Origin of the sequence: Gordonia sp. i37, from assembly GCF_002043085.1 — a bacterium.
Lineage (GTDB): Bacteria > Actinomycetota > Actinomycetes > Mycobacteriales > Mycobacteriaceae > Gordonia > Gordonia polyisoprenivorans.
Window position 1 is genome coordinate 1 of sequence record NZ_MVPX01000558.1, and the last position, 18356, is coordinate 18356.

At 65.7% G+C, this 18356-nt stretch carries 19 protein-coding genes; 4 read left to right on the top strand and 15 right to left on the bottom strand.

The features are described from left to right. Positions 1-861, top strand: an 861-nt coding sequence (locus B1964_RS27570; protein WP_079932087.1) for a cyclopropane-fatty-acyl-phospholipid synthase family protein, incomplete at its 5' end; no start/stop codon positions are given. Here the strand turns inward: B1964_RS27570 and B1964_RS27575 are convergent. Genes B1964_RS27575 through B1964_RS27585 form a run of 3 tightly spaced genes read right to left on the bottom strand, consistent with a single transcriptional unit; the run spans position 824 to position 3068 of the window. After that, on the bottom strand, positions 824-1666 hold the full coding sequence (locus tag B1964_RS27575) for an alpha/beta hydrolase (protein ID WP_079932102.1): 843 nt from the start codon (positions 1664-1666) through the stop codon (positions 824-826). The genes B1964_RS27570 and B1964_RS27575 overlap by 38 nt on opposite strands. Before the next feature lie 2 nt (positions 1667-1668). Continuing rightward, the gene (locus B1964_RS27580) at positions 1669-2061 is read right to left on the bottom strand and encodes a hypothetical protein (RefSeq protein WP_006373021.1); all 393 of its coding nucleotides are present in this window, start codon (positions 2059-2061) and stop codon (positions 1669-1671) included. Between the two features lie 56 nt (positions 2062-2117). Next, complete coding sequence (locus B1964_RS27585) at positions 2118-3068, bottom strand: YafY family protein (protein WP_079932088.1); 951 nt, start codon at positions 3066-3068, stop codon at positions 2118-2120. 94 nt (positions 3069-3162) lie between these two features. Here B1964_RS27585 and B1964_RS27590 point away from each other — a divergent pair, with 94 nt between their 5' ends. After that, positions 3163-3756 carry a TIGR03086 family metal-binding protein gene (locus B1964_RS27590; RefSeq protein WP_079932089.1) on the top strand — a complete coding sequence of 198 codons (594 nt, stop codon included), beginning with the start codon at positions 3163-3165 and terminating at the stop codon, positions 3754-3756. Between the two features lie 61 nt (positions 3757-3817). Beyond that, positions 3818-4255 carry a TIGR03668 family PPOX class F420-dependent oxidoreductase gene (locus B1964_RS27595; RefSeq protein ID WP_079932090.1) on the top strand — a complete coding sequence of 146 codons (438 nt, stop codon included), beginning with the start codon at positions 3818-3820 and terminating at the stop codon, positions 4253-4255. Here the strand turns inward: B1964_RS27595 and B1964_RS27600 are convergent. Then, complete coding sequence (locus tag B1964_RS27600; RefSeq protein ID WP_079932091.1) at positions 4242-5231, bottom strand: LLM class flavin-dependent oxidoreductase; 990 nt, start codon at positions 5229-5231, stop codon at positions 4242-4244. The two genes, B1964_RS27595 and B1964_RS27600, sit on opposite strands and share 14 nt — an antisense overlap. A gap of 157 nt (positions 5232-5388) precedes the next feature. On the opposite strand from B1964_RS27600, the gene B1964_RS27605 reads away from it, so the two are divergent. Continuing rightward, positions 5389-7416: an acetoacetate--CoA ligase gene (locus B1964_RS27605; RefSeq protein ID WP_079932092.1), complete on the top strand. Its 2028-nt coding sequence runs from the start codon at positions 5389-5391 to the stop codon at positions 7414-7416. On the opposite strand, the gene B1964_RS27610 is transcribed toward B1964_RS27605, so the two are convergent. The 11 genes from B1964_RS27610 to B1964_RS30190 all read right to left on the bottom strand — a co-directional run. Beyond that, positions 7316-9079 carry an ATP-binding protein gene (locus B1964_RS27610; protein ID WP_079932093.1) on the bottom strand — a complete coding sequence of 588 codons (1764 nt, stop codon included), beginning with the start codon at positions 9077-9079 and terminating at the stop codon, positions 7316-7318. The genes B1964_RS27605 and B1964_RS27610 overlap by 101 nt on opposite strands. Before the next feature lie 3 nt (positions 9080-9082). Then, positions 9083-9841, bottom strand: coding sequence for a response regulator transcription factor (locus B1964_RS27615; protein WP_253194237.1), 759 nt, complete (start codon positions 9839-9841; stop codon positions 9083-9085). Between the two features lie 310 nt (positions 9842-10151). Beyond that, positions 10152-10712 (bottom strand): TetR/AcrR family transcriptional regulator, encoded by a 561-nt coding sequence (locus B1964_RS27620; protein ID WP_139765906.1) that lies wholly within the window; start codon positions 10710-10712, stop codon positions 10152-10154. A gap of 77 nt (positions 10713-10789) precedes the next feature. Continuing rightward, positions 10790-11467: a TetR/AcrR family transcriptional regulator gene (locus B1964_RS27625; protein ID WP_079932096.1), complete on the bottom strand. Its 678-nt coding sequence runs from the start codon at positions 11465-11467 to the stop codon at positions 10790-10792. 106 nt (positions 11468-11573) lie between these two features. Further along, positions 11574-13094, bottom strand: coding sequence for an AMP-binding protein (locus tag B1964_RS27630; protein WP_079932097.1), 1521 nt, complete (start codon positions 13092-13094; stop codon positions 11574-11576). 110 nt (positions 13095-13204) lie between these two features. Then, the gene (locus B1964_RS27635) at positions 13205-14137 is read right to left on the bottom strand and encodes an N-acetyltransferase (protein ID WP_079932098.1); all 933 of its coding nucleotides are present in this window, start codon (positions 14135-14137) and stop codon (positions 13205-13207) included. Positions 14138-14152: 15 nt separating this feature from the next. Next, on the bottom strand, positions 14153-15334 hold the full coding sequence (locus tag B1964_RS27640; RefSeq protein ID WP_079932099.1) for an SRPBCC family protein: 1182 nt from the start codon (positions 15332-15334) through the stop codon (positions 14153-14155). A 215-nt stretch (positions 15335-15549) separates the two neighbouring features. Continuing rightward, positions 15550-16779, bottom strand: coding sequence for a cytochrome P450 (locus B1964_RS27645; RefSeq protein ID WP_079932100.1), 1230 nt, complete (start codon positions 16777-16779; stop codon positions 15550-15552). Continuing rightward, entirely contained in the window at positions 16776-17030 is a 255-nt protein-coding gene (locus B1964_RS27650; RefSeq protein WP_020171821.1) for a ferredoxin, read from the bottom strand. The genes B1964_RS27645 and B1964_RS27650 overlap by 4 nt, the downstream gene beginning before the upstream one ends. Before the next feature lies 1 nt (position 17031). After that, a complete protein-coding gene (locus B1964_RS27655; protein WP_079932101.1) occupies positions 17032-17901 on the bottom strand; it encodes an SDR family oxidoreductase in 870 nt (289 codons plus the stop codon). A 335-nt stretch (positions 17902-18236) separates the two neighbouring features. Then, positions 18237-18356, bottom strand: a 120-nt coding sequence (locus B1964_RS30190; protein ID WP_139765907.1) for an aldehyde dehydrogenase family protein, incomplete at its 5' end; no start/stop codon positions are given.

Below are 18356 nucleotides of genomic sequence, written 5' to 3' on the forward strand. Positions count from 1 at the left end.
CATTCGCGAGCCCGGGACCGGGCCGCGATCAGCCACCACTACGACTTGTCGAACGCCTTCTACGCCCTACTCCTCGACGAGCACATGGCATATTCGAGCGCGTTGTGGACCTCCGACGATCCCGGCTACTCGCTGGCCGATGCACAAGCCGACAAGCTGGATCGGGTGTGCCGCAATGTCGGGCTTGACCAGCTGGGGCCGGGGGCCCGCCTCCTCGACATCGGATGCGGGTGGGGTTCGCTGTCGCTGTATGCAGCCCAGCACTACGGCGCTCGCGTCGTCGGCGTGACGATCGCCGCCGAGCAGAAACAGTTCATCGACGCCCGGATCGCCGAACGCGGCCTCGGCGATCTGGTGGAGATCCGTGTCCAGGACTACCGCGAGATCCCCGACACCGGCTTCGATGCCGTCGCCTCCATCGAGATGGGTGAACATGTGGGGCAACGCAACTACCCCACATACGCGAAGGTGTTGCACGACAAGGTGGTTCCCGGCGGCGGCGTGTGCATCCAGCAGATGTCGCGGCGCGCCGGACACCATCCGGGCGGCGGTCCGTTCATCGAGTCCTTCATCGCCCCCGACATGTACATGCGTCCGGTCTCGCAGACGGTCGGCATGCTCGCCGACGCCGGGCTGCACGTCACCGACATCCGGCACATGGGCCAGGACTACGTGCGCACCGTCGACGCGTGGTACGAGACGTTCGAGAAGAACCAGGCCGCCGTCATCGACCTCGTCGGCGAAGAGATGGCGCGGGTGTGGCGGCTCTACCTCGTCGGCGGTCGAATGGCCTTCCGCGACGGCCGCATGGATGTCGAGCAAATCACGATGCGCCGACCCGCTGGGCCAGCCAGCGCGTGAGAGTGCCGATTACCTCGTCCTTTTCGGGCTCGTTGAAGATCTCGTGACGCAACCCGTCCCAGATGATCAACGTCTTGTCGGTCGACGACGCCAACTCGTCGACGAGCCGGCTGCCGTCGGGGTTGGTGAGCGTGTCCTCGCTGCCGTGCATCACCAGCACCGGCATCCGCAGCGAGGGCAGCCGCGCGGGAAACGACTGCATGGTCGAGACCATCTCGGCTCCGAGACGGGCGGGAATCTTGCCGCGGTGCACCAGTGGGTCGGACTCGTAGTCGGCGACCACCGCCGGATCGCGGCTGATGCTGCCCGAGTCCAGGGCCAGGGTCGGCAAGGTGGGGGCGATCTTGCCCACCAGCTTGGACACCGCGATCAGCGGACCGGGCAGATCGTCGCCCGGCATGATCGCCGCCCCGGACAACACCAGTCCGGCAAGGGCTTCGGGGTGATCGAGCGCGTAGTCCAAGGCGATGCACCCGCCCATGCTGTGGCCGATCAAGAAGGTCGGCACGCCGTCGATCCCCGTCTCGGAGATCACCCGGGCGAGGTCGTCGGTGTACTGGCTGAACCGGGTGATGCGCATCCGCGCCCCACCGGATCGCCCGTGACCGAGGTGATCGGGAACGGCGACGAGATACCCGGCCCCGGTGAGTGCATCGACAACGTGCCGGTAGCGCCGGCCGTGCTCACCCATCCCGTGTGCGATGACGACCACGGCACGCGGCTCACCGACATCCGGCCGGTACAGGTCGTAGACGATCGTCTCGCCGTGCGCCCCGCGGAACTGCCGTTCTTCGACTGCCGACATGGTCACCCCAACCCGATCCGCGACATCACACTGCGTCCGGCCGATTCGATCGCGCCGAGCGGCTTCAGCGCCGTCTCACCCACCGCGACAAGCACTTCCACCCTGCCGACGACCTTCTCCAGACGGGCGACGACGTCGGCCATCCGATCTACGGTCGCATCGACCATGTTCAGGGTCGTACTCAGCTGACCCAGGGTGGAGTTGAGCGATTCGATCGTGCCGTCCAGGTCGGACAGTGTGCGGTCGAAGCCGTCGAGCGCCGAGCCCAGGTCGGTCAGGATCGTGTCGACCTGCTCGACGGTCACATCCGCATTGAGTGCGGCCTGCGCAAGCTTCCGGATTCGCTGACGCTCACCGGGACGCGCCCCCACCCCATGCACACCTTTGTCTGCCATGGCGTCATTATCGCTGTTCGCGCGAGGTACAGGGGGCAAATGCGGGCACCCGCGGCTCAGATGTGCACTGCCGCGAGTCGCTGGGCGCGTTCTGCCAACTCTCGTCGGAGCGCAATCGGCTCGATCACCGACAGCTCGATGTCGAACGACAGCCACCACAGGATCCGTGTCGCGCGCGCCCCGTCGCCGAAGCGCAGCGTCACGCGCACCCCGCCGGCTGTTTCGGTCGCGTCGGAGCCAGGTTCAACGGACAGGACGGATCCCGGTCCGCGCGTCAGGGCCTCCACCGATTCCGGTGAGCACGCGACCGTCACGTCGAGCGGCGTAAAGCCGGAGCGGAACGCATCCCTACGGCGTTCCCACACCTGCTCGAGATCGACGGAGTCCGCACGGTCGGCGGGCTCGTCGAGAAGGCGCACGTCTGACATCCTCGAGATCCGGTACATACGTTCGTCTCCTCGGGAATTCGCGACCAGATACCAGGTATCACCGGCGACGATCAGCCCGATCGGATCGAGAACGCGTTCGGCGGGGTCGGCTCCGGGCCGCTGGTAGATCACGGTAATCCGCCGGCCTTCGACGACGGCCTGTTGTACCGGCGGTAGCGCGACGAGGTCGTCTGCCGTTTTCACGAATCCGTCCGGGCGCACCAGGATTCGGCGGGCCGCGTCGGCCACCTGGCCGCGGTGCGTATCCGGTAGGGACGCCTCGAGTTTGCGTTTGGCGCGCGCCGCCGCCGGCGAGTCGATTCGCCCTCCGCCGGAGAGCAGGGCGATCGATTCGTGCAGCGTCAGTCCCGAGAGGTCCGTCCGATATCCCGGGACCAACGCGAATCCGCCATGGCGGCCCCGTTCGGAGTAGACCGGCACGCCGGACAACGACAGCGCCTCGATGTCGCGGAGCACCGTACGTTCGGAGACCTCCAGTTCCGTCGCCAGCTCGGCAGCGGTCATCCGGCCCCGTGACCGCAACAGCATCAGGACCGACAACAACCGCTCGGCGCGCATGCGAGAAGTCTGTCAGAAAATCACGACAGTAGATGTCAGGTTTCGCGGGTTCACTGGTCCTCACCAGCCCGAAGAACCCGAAAGGACCTCCGTCATGACCAACACCCAACCCGCAGATCCCCGCCCCTTCTACACCGCGGCCACCCAATGGGTCGGCGACCTGCTCGCCCACGTTCGCGATGATCAGCTCGACTCCCCCACACCGTGTGCGGACTTCGACGTCCGCATGCTCGCCCGACACCTCAACGGCACCGCCCAGCGGGCGGTCGCGCTCGCCGCCGGCAACGACGTTCTCGCCATTCCCAGCATCGACGAGCATCACGATGCCGCCACCTACACCAACGCCACCGACCAGGCCGTGGCGCTCTGGTCCGACGACGCGAAACTCTCTGCACCGGTACGTGTTCCGTGGGGCGAGGTTCCGGGAGCCGGAGCACTGTGGGGCTACGTCAACGAAACCCTGGTCCACGGCTGGGACCTCGCCGTGGCCACCGGCCAGAACGCCGAGACCGAGCCGGCACTTGCCGAGACCACACTCGCGGTCGCACGACAATTCATCCCGGCCGAGATCCGCGCCGACGACGAGGTGCCGTTCGACGCCGTCGTCGAACCCCGCCCCGAGGCCGGCGCCACCGAACGGTTGGCGAACTGGTCGGGCCGTGAGTCCGCGCCGTGGACGCGTGCCTGACGATCACGCCGTGCCTGACGATCGCGCTCTGCCGCGTCGAAGATGTGCGAGCGTAGACCTCATGTCCTTCGACAACGAGTACGTGCGGGCTTTCGCCGCGGCGCGCGTGGCTCGTCTGGCCACCGCGCGCGCCGACGGCACACCGCATCTGGTACCCATCGTCTTCGCGCTGGACGACGAGCGTCTCGTCACCTGCGTCGACCACAAACCCAAACGCTCCCAAGCCCTCAGACGCCTGGCGAACATCGAGGAGAATCCTCGGGTGTCGGTGCTCGTCGATCACTACTCCGACGATTGGGAGGAGCTCTGGTGGGTGCGGGTGGACGGTCACGCGGTCGTCGTTGACGCCGCCACCGAGGAGGGCTCGACGGCGATCACCGCGTTGGCGGGGAAGTATCCGCAGTACCGCGAGCACCGCCCACACGGCGCGGTGATCATCGTGACCGGTCTGCGCTGGCATCACTGGTCCGCGCAGACCGGCGCCGTCAGCCCGCGTTGACCTTGGGCATGATTTCTTCGGTCAGTCGCTTCAGATCGTCCATCGTCTTCGAGGTCGGGACATCCCGGAACGGCGGCCACAACAGCGGCATCGTCATGCCGGCGTCCCGGTACCGCTTGAGGATGTCCTCGATCTGCTGGGCGGTTCCGGCCAGCAGATTGGACGCCTTGCCCGCCGGTGTCTGATCGGTCGGCTCGTCGGTGATCACGAACCAGATCATGCTGCACATGTCGAAACCGTCCGGGAAGTCGTGTCCGAGTTCGTTGAGCTCTCGACCGATCTCGCCCTTCCATCTCGCGATGTCCTCCGGCGAATCCTGGATTCCGATCCAGCCCTGCAGTCCGTACTTGGCGATACGGCGCGCCGAACGTTTGGGGTCCTTGAGTCCGGAGAAGTAGATCGGCGGTCCGGGCTTCTGGATCGGCTTGTGCCCGAAGCCCGACAGCGGGAAGTCGGCGAACTCACCGTGGTACTCGAACAGGTCGTTGGACCAGATGCCCTGCATGATCTCGATCGTCTCCCGCACATGCCCGTGCCGGCGCGGAAACAGGTGGGAGACGCTGGCTGCAGCGAATTCCTCAGGCATCCAGCCACTTCCGATGCCCACGTTGAGCCGTCCGTTGGACAGGTTGTCCTGGGTGGCGAGCTCGGCGGCCAACACGCCCGGCGAACGGTACGGGGTATCGATGATGCTCATACCGATCCGCACCTTGCTGGTCTTGGCGGCCAGCCACGGAATCAGCGGCATTCCCTGGAACCACTTGCCGCGTGAGATGACCGGTAACCCGTTGGGTAGATCGGCCATCATCCCGAACGGATACTCCAGCTCTTCGCGGTCGGACGCCTCGGGCACGACGATGCGGTCGAGGGTCCACACCGAATCGAAATCGAGGTCCTCGGCCATCGCGGTGAGGTCTTCGAGCTCCTTGACGGTCACCTCGTCGCGGAAGTTGGGGAGATAGAGAGCGAGCTTCATCGGTCGGCTCCTGATCATTGGCGGTCGGTGGTCGCAACAGCGGTACACCCGCGACGCTAGTGGCGAATGCTCAACCCACCCTCAACGCTGTCTCAACAGATCCTCAACAGGTGGCGGGTCTACCTTCACCGACGTTGCGCCACAGTATCTTCGAGCCATGAATGAGCGGCCTGACGGCTCCACCGAGCCACCACCCATGCATGAGGCAGGGGTGCTGTGGGCTCCGTCGGCCGAGCGCATCGAACGCTCCGCCCTGCGTGCCTACCTGGACTGGCTGGAGCGCCGCGAGTCGCTGCGGTTCGCCGATCACGACGCCCTCCGGGACTGGTCGGTCGCCGACCTCGACCGATTCTGGACGTCGATCGCCGAGTACTTCGGTGTCGAGTTCTCGACCGGCCCGACCCGCATTCGCACCGCCGATCCCATGCCGTTCACCCGCTGGTTTCCCGGCGCCACCCTCAACTGGGCTCAGCGGGTGTTGTCCCGCGGAGCCGGCGACGACGTCGCGCTCGTGTGCGTACACGAAGGCGATCAGACACCACACGAGATCGGTTTCGCCGAACTCCGCCACTCCGTCGGCGCCTTCTCCACCTGGTTGCGGCGTCAGGGGGTTGGGGTGGGCGACCGAGTTGTCGCCTACCTGCCCAATACCGAACACGCAGTGATCGCGGCGCTCGCCAGCGCAGCGGTCGGCGCTGTATGGTCTTGCTGCTCACCCGATTTCGGCACAGATGGCACTGTCGGCCGACTCGCACAGCTCGAGCCCACGGTGCTGATCGCCGTCGATGGGTATCACTGGAACGGCCGGGTGGTCGATCGCCGCGACGTGGTGGCGCAGCTGCGCATCGACCTGCCGACGGTGCGACACGTGATCACCGTGCCGTACGTGTTCCCCGCGCCCGGCGCCGACACCGCGGTGCGCTGGGACGATGTCGTCAACGAGCCGGGTGAGCTCACCTTCGAGCAGGTCGAATTCTCACACCCACTGTGGGTTCTGTTCACCTCCGGCACCACCGGCTCACCGAAGGGGCTCGTCCACGGTCACGGCGGCATCACTCTCGAGAGCCTCAAATGGTCCGGTCTGTATTGCGGTGTGCGGCCCGGCGAGCGCATGTTCACCTACACCTCCACCGGATGGGCGCTGTGGAACATGCAGCTCGGCGCACTCACCCAGGGCGCGGGCATCGTCCTCTACGAAGGCAGTCCGAGCAATCCGGCCGGCGCGGTGTGGCAGGTGGCGGCGCGGACCCGCGCGGACGTGATGCTCCTCGGTGCAGCAGTCGTGACAGCCTCCATGCACAGCGAGGCCGCCGCCCTCCACGACCTCGACCTGAGCCGCATCCGGCAGGTGATGGTCAGCGGCTCGGCATTGGGCGCGGAGGGATATCACTGGCTGATGCGCACCATCGGACCCGAGGTACGCATCGACTCGACCAGTGGCGGAACCGATATCGCCGGTTCGTTTGTCGGGTCGAACGAATACTCCCCCGTTCGGGTCGGCCGCATCGGCGGCCGCCTGGCCGGGGTCGACTGCGCCGCATGGGATGACAACGGCGCGTCCGTTGTCGGCGAGGTGGGCGAGCTCGTCGTCACGGCGCCGATGCCGTCGATGCCGGTTCATCTGTGGAACGACCCCGACGCCGCGCGCTATCTCGACACCTACTTCGACATGTGGCCGGGCGTGTGGCGGCACGGCGATTGGACCACGGTGCACTCCGACGGAAGCGTGGAAATCCATGGGCGCTCGGACGCGACACTGAATCGTCACGGGGTTCGCCTGGGCAGCAGCGATTTCTACGATGTCCTCGACGGGATCGCGGCGGTCTCCGAGAGCCTGGTCGTCGGCGTCGATACCGCCGCCGACGGCGGCTACTGGCTGGGCATATTCGTCGTCCCCGCAACCGGATTCGACGTCACCGATACGCTCCGACATCAGATCGCCGACACGTTGCGCGAGCGGCTGTCGCCGCGCCACGTCCCCGACGAGATCGTCGCAGCGCCGGCCATACCGCACACACTCAACGGCAAGAAGCTCGAGGTGCCCGTCAAGAAGTTGCTCGCAGGACGCTCGCTGGAGCAGGCGATCAACCTCGCATCGGTCGACGATCCGGACGTCGTGCGGTGGTATGCGCGGTTTGCGAGCGAGCGGCGGGCCGTGTGGAACCGACCGGCAGCACCACGGTGAAGACCGCGCCGCCGGTGTCGGCGTTGGCCCCGGTGACCGTTCCGCCCATCGCGCGCACCAGACCATGGGTCAACATCAGCCCGAGGCCGTAACCGCCGACGGGCGCGCCGGCATCCTCGGTGTCACGGGCCCGGGCGAACGGTGTGAACAGTCGCGGGAGGTACTCGGTGGGGATCCCCGATCCGTCGTCGACGATCTCGATGATGACCGACTCGGCGGTGGTCGCTGTGCGCACCTCGACGACACCGTCGCATCGGCCGTACCGGATGGCGTTGCCGATGATGTTGAGCAACACCTGATTCAGGCGCCCCCGGTCGGCGAGCACCACGACACCGGACGGTACCGACGACACGAGCGCGACTCCCCGGTCGGCTGCGGAAGCGGCCAACATCGGCAAGATCTCGTCCAACGACTCTGCAATGTCCAAGGGGTGAACCGACAGCGGTAGCACACCCGCCTCGGCCCGACTGATGTCGAGGACGTCGGTGACGACGCGCAGCAGATGGTCCGCGGCGACATTGATCCGTGACAGTGCTTCTCCGCGACGCTCGGCATCGAGATCGAGCGTGGTGAGCAACTCGGTGAAGCCCGTGATCGCCTGCAGCGGTGTGCGCACCTCGTGGCTCACCGACGCCAGCAGATCCGACTTCGCGGTGGCATGGTCTTCGGCGGTCTGCCTGGCGATTTCGGCCTCGAGTCGCGCTGCTCGCTCCGACTCCGCGGCCAGTCGCTCGGTGAGATCGACGAGGTTGAGGACGAGCTTGGCCGGCTGACCGTCTCGGCTTCGGACAACCGAGATCGAGGTCTCGACCGGTCGAGAAGCACCATCCCTGCGATGCAACTGCAGCTGCTGACGCGTATGCGTGTGCTGCCATGCGACGTAATTCGCCGACCTGCGCTCCCGCTCCATCCCGTCCGCGGAAACGAGGCCCCCGGGGATCACCGAATCCAGTGCACTGCCCATCAATTCGGTTGGCGCGTATCCGCTGACCGCCACGAATGCCGCGTTCACCCGCTCGATCGTGCCGTCGAAGTCCAGCAGCGCCTGGCCCGCCGGATTCTCGTCGAAGGTCCGGCGGAACAGTTCTTCACTCTCGATGAGATCGCCGAGTAGTCGTCGGTGTTCGATGGCCACCGAGGCGAGGTAGGTGAATCTGTCGACCAGACAGCTTTCTCGCGCATCGGGATGATGCGGAGTGTCGTGGTAGACAGCGAAGGTTCCGACCGTTGTCCCAGCCGGATCGGCGATCGGTGACGACCAGCACGACCGAAGACCGGCTTGCTCCGCGGCATGCCGATAGTCGACCCATCGTTCGTCGGTGCGCACGTCGACGGCGATGATCGGGATGCCGAGGTGAGCGGCGGTACCGCACGACCCGGCGCGCGGTCCCGGCGGCAGGCCGTCGATAGCGGCGAGATAGGCCGCCGGGAGGCTCGGTGCGGCACCGTGTCGTAGTACGGATGCGTCGGCGTCCACGAGCAGGACCGAGCACCTCGCTCCCGGGATGAGCTCCTCGAGGGCACCGATGATCGCCGTCAGGGTCTCCGACAGCGGGGCGTCGGCCGCGACGAGCTCCAGGACCTCGGCCTGCCGCCGCACCAACACCGGATAGTCCGACGGCGACAGTTCGTCGTCGGGTCCCGGAACCCGGCTCCCCGACATCGATCAACTCGGCCCGGAGGTGGGATCGAACTGATAGCCCACACCCCGCACCGTTCGGATGAGTGAATCGGTGCTCGCGTGCCGGAGTTTGGTGCGCAACCGATGCACATGCTCGGTCACGGTCGGCTCTCCCAGCCACTCCCCCGACTGCCACACCGAATCCAACAGTTGGTGGCGGGTGAACACCTGCCGCGGATTCCGAGCCAAGAACACCAGGAGGTCGAACTCCTTGGCGGTGAGCATGACTCGCTCACCACTGACGGTCACCTCACGGCTGACGACGTCGATCACCAGCCGTCCGATCTGCAGCACGGGCGCGGACGTCGTCGGGCCGGCCCGGCGGAGCAACGATCGTACGCGTGCAGCCAGCTCGCCGGGAGAGAAGGGTTTCACCAGGTAGTCGTCGGCACCGAGGTCCAAACCACCGATCCGATCGGCCTCACCGTTGCGCCCCGAGAGGATGATGACCGGCACATCACGCGGCGTGCCGGCACATCCGGCGCGGATCGCCTCGAGTACCGCCAACCCACCCACGGCCCGCAACGACAGGTCCAGTACCACCAGCAGCGGAACCTCACGAGACATGACCTGCAGTGCCGATGCCCCGTCATCGGCCTCCACCACCGCATACCCGGCATCGCAGAGCTGCCAACGGACCACGGTGCGAATGCCGTCGTCGTCATCGACGACGAGGATTCGCTGCTTCGCCGATGGCACATCGATCACCCGCGCCGAAGCCGTACTGCTCGCTGGATCGTCCACGTTTCGAGACTAAACAGCCGGCACCGGCCTGTGCGGTGAGAACGGGAAAGCAGTCGGATGGGAACCAGCAGCACCCTGGGCACCGACACCCGCGTCGGTTCGGCGCGAGCGGGAATACCGCGCGCCTCCACCGGCGTTGATGCCATCGACGGTCCCAGAGTCTGCCCCGGGCCCCACCCCATTTGCCGCTTCGAGCGGCCGTTTGCCGAGAGGCGCATTGTCTGGGGCCGTCGCTCTCACAGAGACCGTGCCCGGACCGCCGACCAGCGGTCCGGGCACTGTGCTGTGGCGATGTCGGTGGTTCGCGCGGTCATCCCGGAATCAGCGACGGCACCAGAAATCGGCGCACCTTCTCCTGCAACCGTTTCAGTGCGTCGTCGGAGCCATCGGTCTGGCTGATGTAGGCGATCTCGATCTCGGCGATCCACTCGCAGAGCAGTCGCACGTCGACGTCCTTGCGCATCTCACCGAGCATCTGCGCTTCGGTGAGGATGGGAGCCCAGAGTTCGTAGGTGAGGTCGATGGCGGTTCCCGAGCGCCACAGCAGTTGCGTCGAGAGGGTCATCTCCTCCGGCGAGACGAGCAGATGCACCATCGGATCACGCCGACCACGGCGCACGTTGTGGCCGATTCCCTCGACGATCTTGTCCTCGAGTGTCCGGCAGTTCGCGATGTAGGACCGTGCGGGTTCGATGGTCATCCGCGCGCGACGGGTCACCGAGGCCATGATCAGACTCTCCCGGTCGGAGAAATGCCGGTACACCGTGGCGCGCGACATCTTCGCGGCACGGGCCACGTCTTCCATCGTCGTCTTGGTGATCCCGAATCGCTCGAAACACATCTCGGCCGCGCCGAGGATGGTGTCGGCCACCTCGTCGACCCCCGTTGCGGAGCCCCCGGTTCCGGAGCCTCCAGACCCGGACCCTGCAGCCCCGGAACCGGTCGCGCTCAGGACCGGACCTCGGTGACGGCGTCGGAGGAGGGTGCGCCGGACGCGACCGGACCGGAGGCGACCGCAGCTCCGGGCGCGAAGGCGGGCAGAACGAAGTTGCGCAGCATCTCACGGTGCGCCGGGTCATCGGGCCGATCGAAGTCCAGCCGGCCGACGAGGATGAATTGCACCAGCGCAATCCATTCCGCGACCTTGTCCCGGTCGAGGTCGGAGCGGATCTCACCGCGCTCGATCGCCCGGTCGATCACCGGTCCCCACATCTCCGCGGTGAGCCTGGCCGCGAGTCCCGAACTGCCGACCAGCGGCTCGGCCATCTGCATGTGTTCGGGACTGACCAGGATGCGAACCAGCGGATCCTTGCGCCCGCGATCGACCAGGTAGATCAGGCCCTCGACGAGCTGCTCGGAGAAGGTCGGCATGTCGAGGAGGAATTTGCGGGCCTTGACGAACAGCATCCGCGATCGGCGTTCGATCAGCGCCGCGATCAAGCTGTCACGGTCCCCGAAATATCGGTATACGGTGGGCCGCGAGACCCCGGCCTCGCGGCCGATGTCGTCCATGGTCGTCTTGGCGACACCGTACCGTTGGAACACACGCTCGGCGGCGACCATGATCTGCTTGCGGGCTTCGTCCACATCCTCGCTGAGGACGTTGCCCGTCTTCCTGCGCGCCACGTCAGCCTTTCGTCCCTGGTATCCGAACCTCCACGATACAAGAGACGCAACCTGTCGAATGTCTGCACACTCCCCACGCCCCCGACGGGGGTGAGAGGGGTGCCGATCAGCGCACCTTGGAGAACCTGGTGTCGACGTCCTTGTACTCGTCGCGAATGACGGTCTTGGCGATCTTGCCGCTGGGCAGACGCGGCAGCGGATCCTGGCGGACGACGACGTATCGGGGCACCTTGAAATCGGCCAGCACCTTCTCGCAGTGCGCGACGATCGCCTGGGCATCGACGTCGTTGGAGACGGTGACGATGGCTGCCGGGGTCTCACCGAACCGGTCATCGTGGGCGGCGATGACCGCGACCTCCTCGACGCCGTCGATCGCCGTGATCGCGATCTCGAGTTCCACCGGCGAGATGTTGATCCCGCCGGAGATGATCAGGTCCTTGAGGCGGTCGACGAACTTCACCCGGCCGTCGGAATCCATCACGCCCAGATCCCCGCTGTGCAGCCAGCCGTTGCGAAGGGCGGCCGCCGTGGCCTCCTCGTCGTTCCAGTATCCGGGCGTGACCCCGGGCCCACGGACGACGAGTTCGCCCTCCTCGCCGGGTTGCGCGGGTTCACCGTCGTCGTTGAAGATCGTGACCTCGGTGAAGATCGACCCGGTGCCACACCGGTCCGGGAACTCGAGTGCCTCGGAGCGGATCGTCGCGGTCGCCACGCCGCCGGCCTCGGTCATCCCGTAGATCTGGCGCAGCAGCACACCCTTGTCCGACCAACGCGTGAGCAGATCGGTGGGGACTGCCGCGCCACCGACGATCGCGGTCTTGATCGAGGAGAGGTCGGCGGTCGCGAATTCCGGTGCACGCGAAAGCGCTTCGAAGATCAACGGCACACCGAAGATGGCGTTGACGGAGTGCTTCTCCAACAGCGCCACGGCGTTGCTCGGGTTCAGTTCGGGCTCGATGATCAGCTTCCCGCCCAGCACGGTGGTGATGAGCAGTCCGTAGACCAGACCGGGAGTGAACGCCAGTGGCAGCACCAGCAAAGTCGTTGCGCCGGGCCGGAATCCCTCCTCGGTCAGGGTGTTCTCCAGCACGATCGACAACAACGTCCGGTTGGTCAGGATGACCCCCTTGGACAGGCCGGTCGATCCGCTGGTGAACAGCACGGTGGTCGGTTCCTCCGGCTCGAGGTCGACCCGGAACCGGTCCGCCTCGCCCGACCGCAACCGCTGCAGCTCGTCGTACCCGACGACGTCGAAGGATTCGCCGATCGCCGCGGTGTCCTCGGCGAGCTGCTCGAAACCGGGTGCCACGATCACGAGTCCGATACCCGCGTCGTCGGCGATCTTGCGCAGTTCGGCCGGCTTGTATCGGCTGTTCAGCGGGACGAGCACACCACCGGCCTTCAGCACGGAGAGTGCGGCCACCGGCCATTCGAGCGAGTTCGGGCCCAGGACACCGACCCGATCACCGCGGGAGATCCCGTGATCGTGGACGAGTGCACTGGCCACCCGGCTCGTCCAGTCGCGGAGTTGGCGATAGTTCAGCTCGGACTCGGTGAACACCAGCGCGGTGGCATCCCCTTTGGTTCGCGCCCACCAGTCGAGGGCTGCTCCGATTGTCGCGGTCATGTGAGTCTCTCTGCTTCCGCCCGGCGGGTGACCGGGGTGTGGACGGGGCTGGACGTAGTCTAAAGCCATTAGGATAAATCGGACACGGTTTTCGCTGATCCCGCTCTGTGTCAGCGCAATTCGTAGCGCACGTCGGTTCGATCGTGCTGGAATCCGAGGAGACGGCATACCCCGACGAGGTCGTCGTCGGTGGATTCGACGTGGATCTGGATCGCGTGGAGCCCCGCATTCGACGCCGCCGACGCCGCACCGAGCAGCACTGCGGTGATCTCGGAACGATCGCGTGTCTGTGTTGACAGATGACGCACCGGTGCACATCGCCCGTATTCCTCGGAGTCGAGTGCGACGAGCCCGAGATCCACCAGGCCGCAGATCTGCTCACCCGTGCGCAGGGCGAGCACCTGCCGGTGGGTGCCGTCGCCGCCGAGGGTTCCGGCCAGTGCGCGGACTTCGGCGGCCTGGCCACCGGACTCGAGCCGATCGGCATAGGCGAGCACGTCGGGGGCATCCTCGACCGACAGCGTGTTGAGCGACTGTTCGGGCTCGGTGCCGTCATGCGGCCGGATCAGTTTCCACACGCGCCGGGTGCGCGGGATGAGATTGCGATCGCCGATCCGCCCGGACGCCGGATGGTTCCCCCGTGCCCACGCCTGGACCCGATGGATACCGCTCCCGAGCCATCCTTCCTCGGCAGCCAGATTCAATCCGGCCTGTTCCAGCAGCAGAGTCATGATCCCGATGGACCGGAGGTCCGGATCGATGACGACGGTTGCGTCCCACCACTGTTCGCCCCGATCCACGAATCGGATCATCCCGGCGATCCGCTCGGGGTCCGGCGGACCGTCGAGCGTATTGGGGCGCGGGAGCATACAGATGACCAGATTGCGAACGTGATCCGGCTCGGCCGTCCGTGCCACGACGTCGTCGGGGTCGATGGTGTTGTACTCGGGCTCGGCGTCGTAGGCGGCGGCCCGATCGAGGAGTTCACGGAGTTCGGCGGCCTCCGACTCGTCGAAACCGTCACGCCATTCGTACTTGATCATCGTCGCACCGACCGGTTATGAGTTGTCGGCGCGACCCTGCGCGACCAGCTTCTTCGTTTCACGGCGAAAGACCTGATTGGCGATCTCGTTACGGCCCAACAGCATATCTCCTGCATCGGCGCTTCCCATGCCTACCTGCGAATGACGCAGCAGCGGGAAGTCCTCGTTGTGCAGCACGGCGAGCAGGATCTCCCAATTCTTGTTCCACAACCGATCCCACTTCTCCGGCGGCATACCACTGTTCTCGACCGTCGGAACGATCAGTCGCTGCTCCATCCTGGACTTCGTCGGATCGCTCGGATGCGGCCGGAAGGTCAACAGCTGGAAGTGATCCGGCTGTCGCAGCAGCGTGCTGTTGGGGAGCAGGAAATGCGTTTCGGTGACGTACTTGTCGAGATTGGCATCACCCGGATCCTCTTCGAGGAACCGGTCGATCGACTTGCGCGGCGCGATGAACCGGCAGTGACGACCGAAGTCCTCGAACGCCATCACGTTGGTGTGGATGATCTTGCCGGCGGTATTCGGGTGCGCGTACTGGATGTGGTAGCCGTCCAGGAACGCGTCCTGCATGATCTTCCAGTTGGTCGGCTCGTCGAATCCTGCCGCACGGAAGCACACCGAATCCTCGAGGCGATACTCCGAGAGGATGCCGTCGATCTCGGGACCGAGCCAGTCGGCGACGTCGATCTGCGCCTTGGCGTTGTCGACGACCCAGATGAATCCGTGGCGTTCCTCGGTGGGGATCTCGATGAGCCCGTGCTCACTGCGGTCGATGTCGCCGAAGGTCGAATCGCGGGTGATCGTGCGGAGCTTGCCGTCGGGATCGTAGGACCACCGGTGGTATCCGCAGGAGAAGATCCGGCACCGGCCCTTCTCGCGCTCCTCGAGCATCGCACCGCGGTGGCGGCACAGGTTGACGAACGAGCGCACGCTGCCGTCCTTCTGCCGCACGACGATGAGGTTGTTGCGCGGCATCTGCACGGTCATGAAGTCATGTGCCTTGGCCAGCTCCGAACTGTGGGCCACGATCGAGGGCACCCGGCCGAAGATGTAGTCGCGCTCTTCCTTGGCCAGGACGGGATCGGTGAACTCATCGGGTTCGAACGCGATGATCTCCTCGAATTTGTCCGTCGTCTCGTTGCGCAGCAGCTCGAGTGCACGGCGGATGCGGTCCTGGCGCGGAAGCGAAGTAGTCATGGCAGGTCCTCCGAAAGGGCTGTCGTAGGCCGGACGGGACGGGTGAACGGATTCGTCCCGCAGTCACCTAAACCTACAACAAGAAGGTTTATGGGGCAAGGATGGTGCCTGATGACGAGGTCGCCGGCCGTAGGGCGTCCGCACCTGGGCGAGGTGCGCCCACAGCGATACGACAGCCCGGGTGATACGGCCGGCGACCCGACATCCGATGCCGGTCAGCTCTGCGGGGTGAACCGGATCGGCATCCGCACGCAGCCACGCACCTGACTGGAGTGGAAGATCGGCGGATCGGATTCCACCAGCTCGTAATCGGGAATCCGACGATGGATCTCCTCGAGTGCGATCGTCAGCTCGATTCGCGCAAGATGCGATCCCAGGCAGCGGTGCGGGCCGCCACCGAAGGACAGATGCCGATTGGGACGACGGGCGATGTCGAGATCATCGGGGTCCTCGAACTCCGAGGAATCCCGATTCGCCGAGCACAACATCAGGATCAGCTGCTCGCCCTCCTTGATCTGCATGCCACCAAGGGTGGTGTCCCGTGTCGCGCGGCGCCCGGGGACGACGGCGGCCTCGATCCGCAGGATCTCTTCCACCGCGGTCGGGATCATCGCCGGGTCCTCGATGATCTCGCGCCGCTGTTCGGGATTGTTGACCAGGTGCACGATCGCCCAGGCCAACGATCCCTGGACGGTGTGGAGTCCGGCGACGAGCAACAGGAAGAACATGCGGTTCAGTTCTTCGTCGGTGAGCAGGCGCAGCCCGTCTTCCATCTCGACCTCGGTGTGGATGAGCTGCGAGGTGATGTCGTCGCCGGGATCGGCGCGCCGCTCGTCGACCATCTTCTGGAAGTACCCGAGCATCTGCATGCCCGCGATCGCCCGCGCCTCCAACGATTCCTGTTCGGTTCCACCCGGTTTGCCGAACAGCACCACATTGGTGGCGTCGGTGAACAGTGGTGCGTCCGACACCGGCCAGTCCATGAGTGCCAGGAAGATCCGGGCCGGCAGCTCGTGGGCGAACGACTCGACGTATTCGGTCTCACCCTTGTCGGCGAATGCGTCCAGCAGGTCGTTGACGACCTCACGGATGTCGTCGGACAGCTTCTTCATCCGGGCGGGACCGAACAGGGGCTGCAATGCCTTGCGATATCCGGTGTGCTCGGGCGGATCGAGTTCGATCGGGATGAACTTCCCGAATGCCTCGTTGGTCACCAGATTGTTGGGATAGCTGGAGAATGTCTCCGCATCGCGGAGCACCTCGTGGATCTCCTGATAACGCGTGACGATCCAGTGGCCCCCGTATGCGGTCGAATAGACCACGGGTCCCTTGGCGGCCAACTCGGCCGCCTTCTCCTGGAAGACGTCCACGGGTGTGGCGAGATCGGTTGCGTACACGTCGAAGTCGACGGTCACGTCCTCTCGCGATCGTTGCGCTGTCGTCATGACTGCTCCTCGGGGCTGTTGTCGGTGGGGTTCGCGACGTCGGTCAGGGTCAGCGCACGCTCCGGGCACAGTCCGACCGCTTCGGCGGCCTGAACCACTTCTGCCTCGGTGAGCGCGCGATCCGGGACGATCGGGTCGCCCTGGTCGTCACAATCGATCAGTTCGGGCGCGGCGCCGTAACACAGTCCGTGTCCGGCGCAGGCACTGCGATCGACCACCAGGGTCTGCGAATGCGTGGCTGTCACGGCCATCTCAGGCGTTCGGGTTCTTCTGGTTAAGGTCTTCTTCGAACCACATGCCCACGCGGTTGAGTGTTCCACCGTCGGTCGAGCCGATCGTCGCACCCGAGATGTAGGCCGAATCATCGGAGGCGAGGAACAATGCGACCTTCGCATTGTCGAGCAGTGACGGAGGACGGTTGAGCTTCAACGGGATCGGCGACACGTAGGGATCCCACGGACCGGCGACCTCCTCGTAGGACTGACCCACGACGGGCGATCCGGGCGGCATCAGGAAGTTGGGTGACATGCCGTGGGTGGGCGCCAAGGCGTTCACCCGGATTCCGTACGGGCCGAGATCCAAACTCAGGCCGCGGACGAAGCCGTTGACGCCGGCCTTGGTGGCGCTGTAGAGCGCGATGTCGTGGTAGGCCACCAGCGACGCCGCCGACGAGGTGGCCAGGATGGTGCCGCCACCGTTGGCCTTGAGCGCCGGGACGGCCGCCTGCGCGGTGTAGATGACGCCGGTGAGGTTGACCCCGAGGACGTGCTGCCAGTCCCTTTCGGTCAGATCCTCGAAGAGCACGCTCTCGCCACCGGCGACGGTGGGAACGCCTCCGCGCGAGACGATTCCGGCGTTCGCCCAGGCGATGTCGAGCTTGCCGAACTTCTCCACGGTCTCGTTGACGGCAGCCACGATCTGATCCTTCTGGGCCACATCCGCGGTGATCGCGATGGCTTCGCCACCCTGCTGCTCGACCAGCTTTGCGGTCTGTTCGGCACGGTCACCGTCGATGTCGACGACGGCGATCCGAGCTCCCTCGGCCGAGAAGAGTTGGGAGGACTGACGTCCCAGCCCCGAGCCGGCACCGGTGATCAGCGCGACTTTTCCTTCGAGTTTCATCGTGGGAATCCTTTGTTTCGAGAACGGACGAGCGGGTAGAGCGGTGACGTCCGCGATATCGGCTGTGACGCGCGCCACCCTGCGTTCGAATGTAGGCGGTTTTACATGAGACGTCAAGCGACATTTGTCAGCAGCTTGGAATCGCGTATGTCGTTGCGCGGATCTGTGTTTCGCCGAGAGCCAACCCCGGACGTGCACAAATGGAAACGGTCGGCCGTGACAGGGGACGTGCTGTCACGGCCGACCGGGTCGGAGGGTTGCGCAGCCGTATCGCTACGGTGCGTCGGGTACGCGTATTCGGTTAGTGGACGTGTTCGGTCACCCGACGTGTTCGGTCACTGGGCGGGCGCGGGGGCCGGCAGGTGGACGGTCTTGGTCTCGAAGAACTCGTCGAGTCCCTCGGGTCCACCCTCGCGCCCGACGCCGGACTGCTTGTAGCCACCGAACGGCAGGGG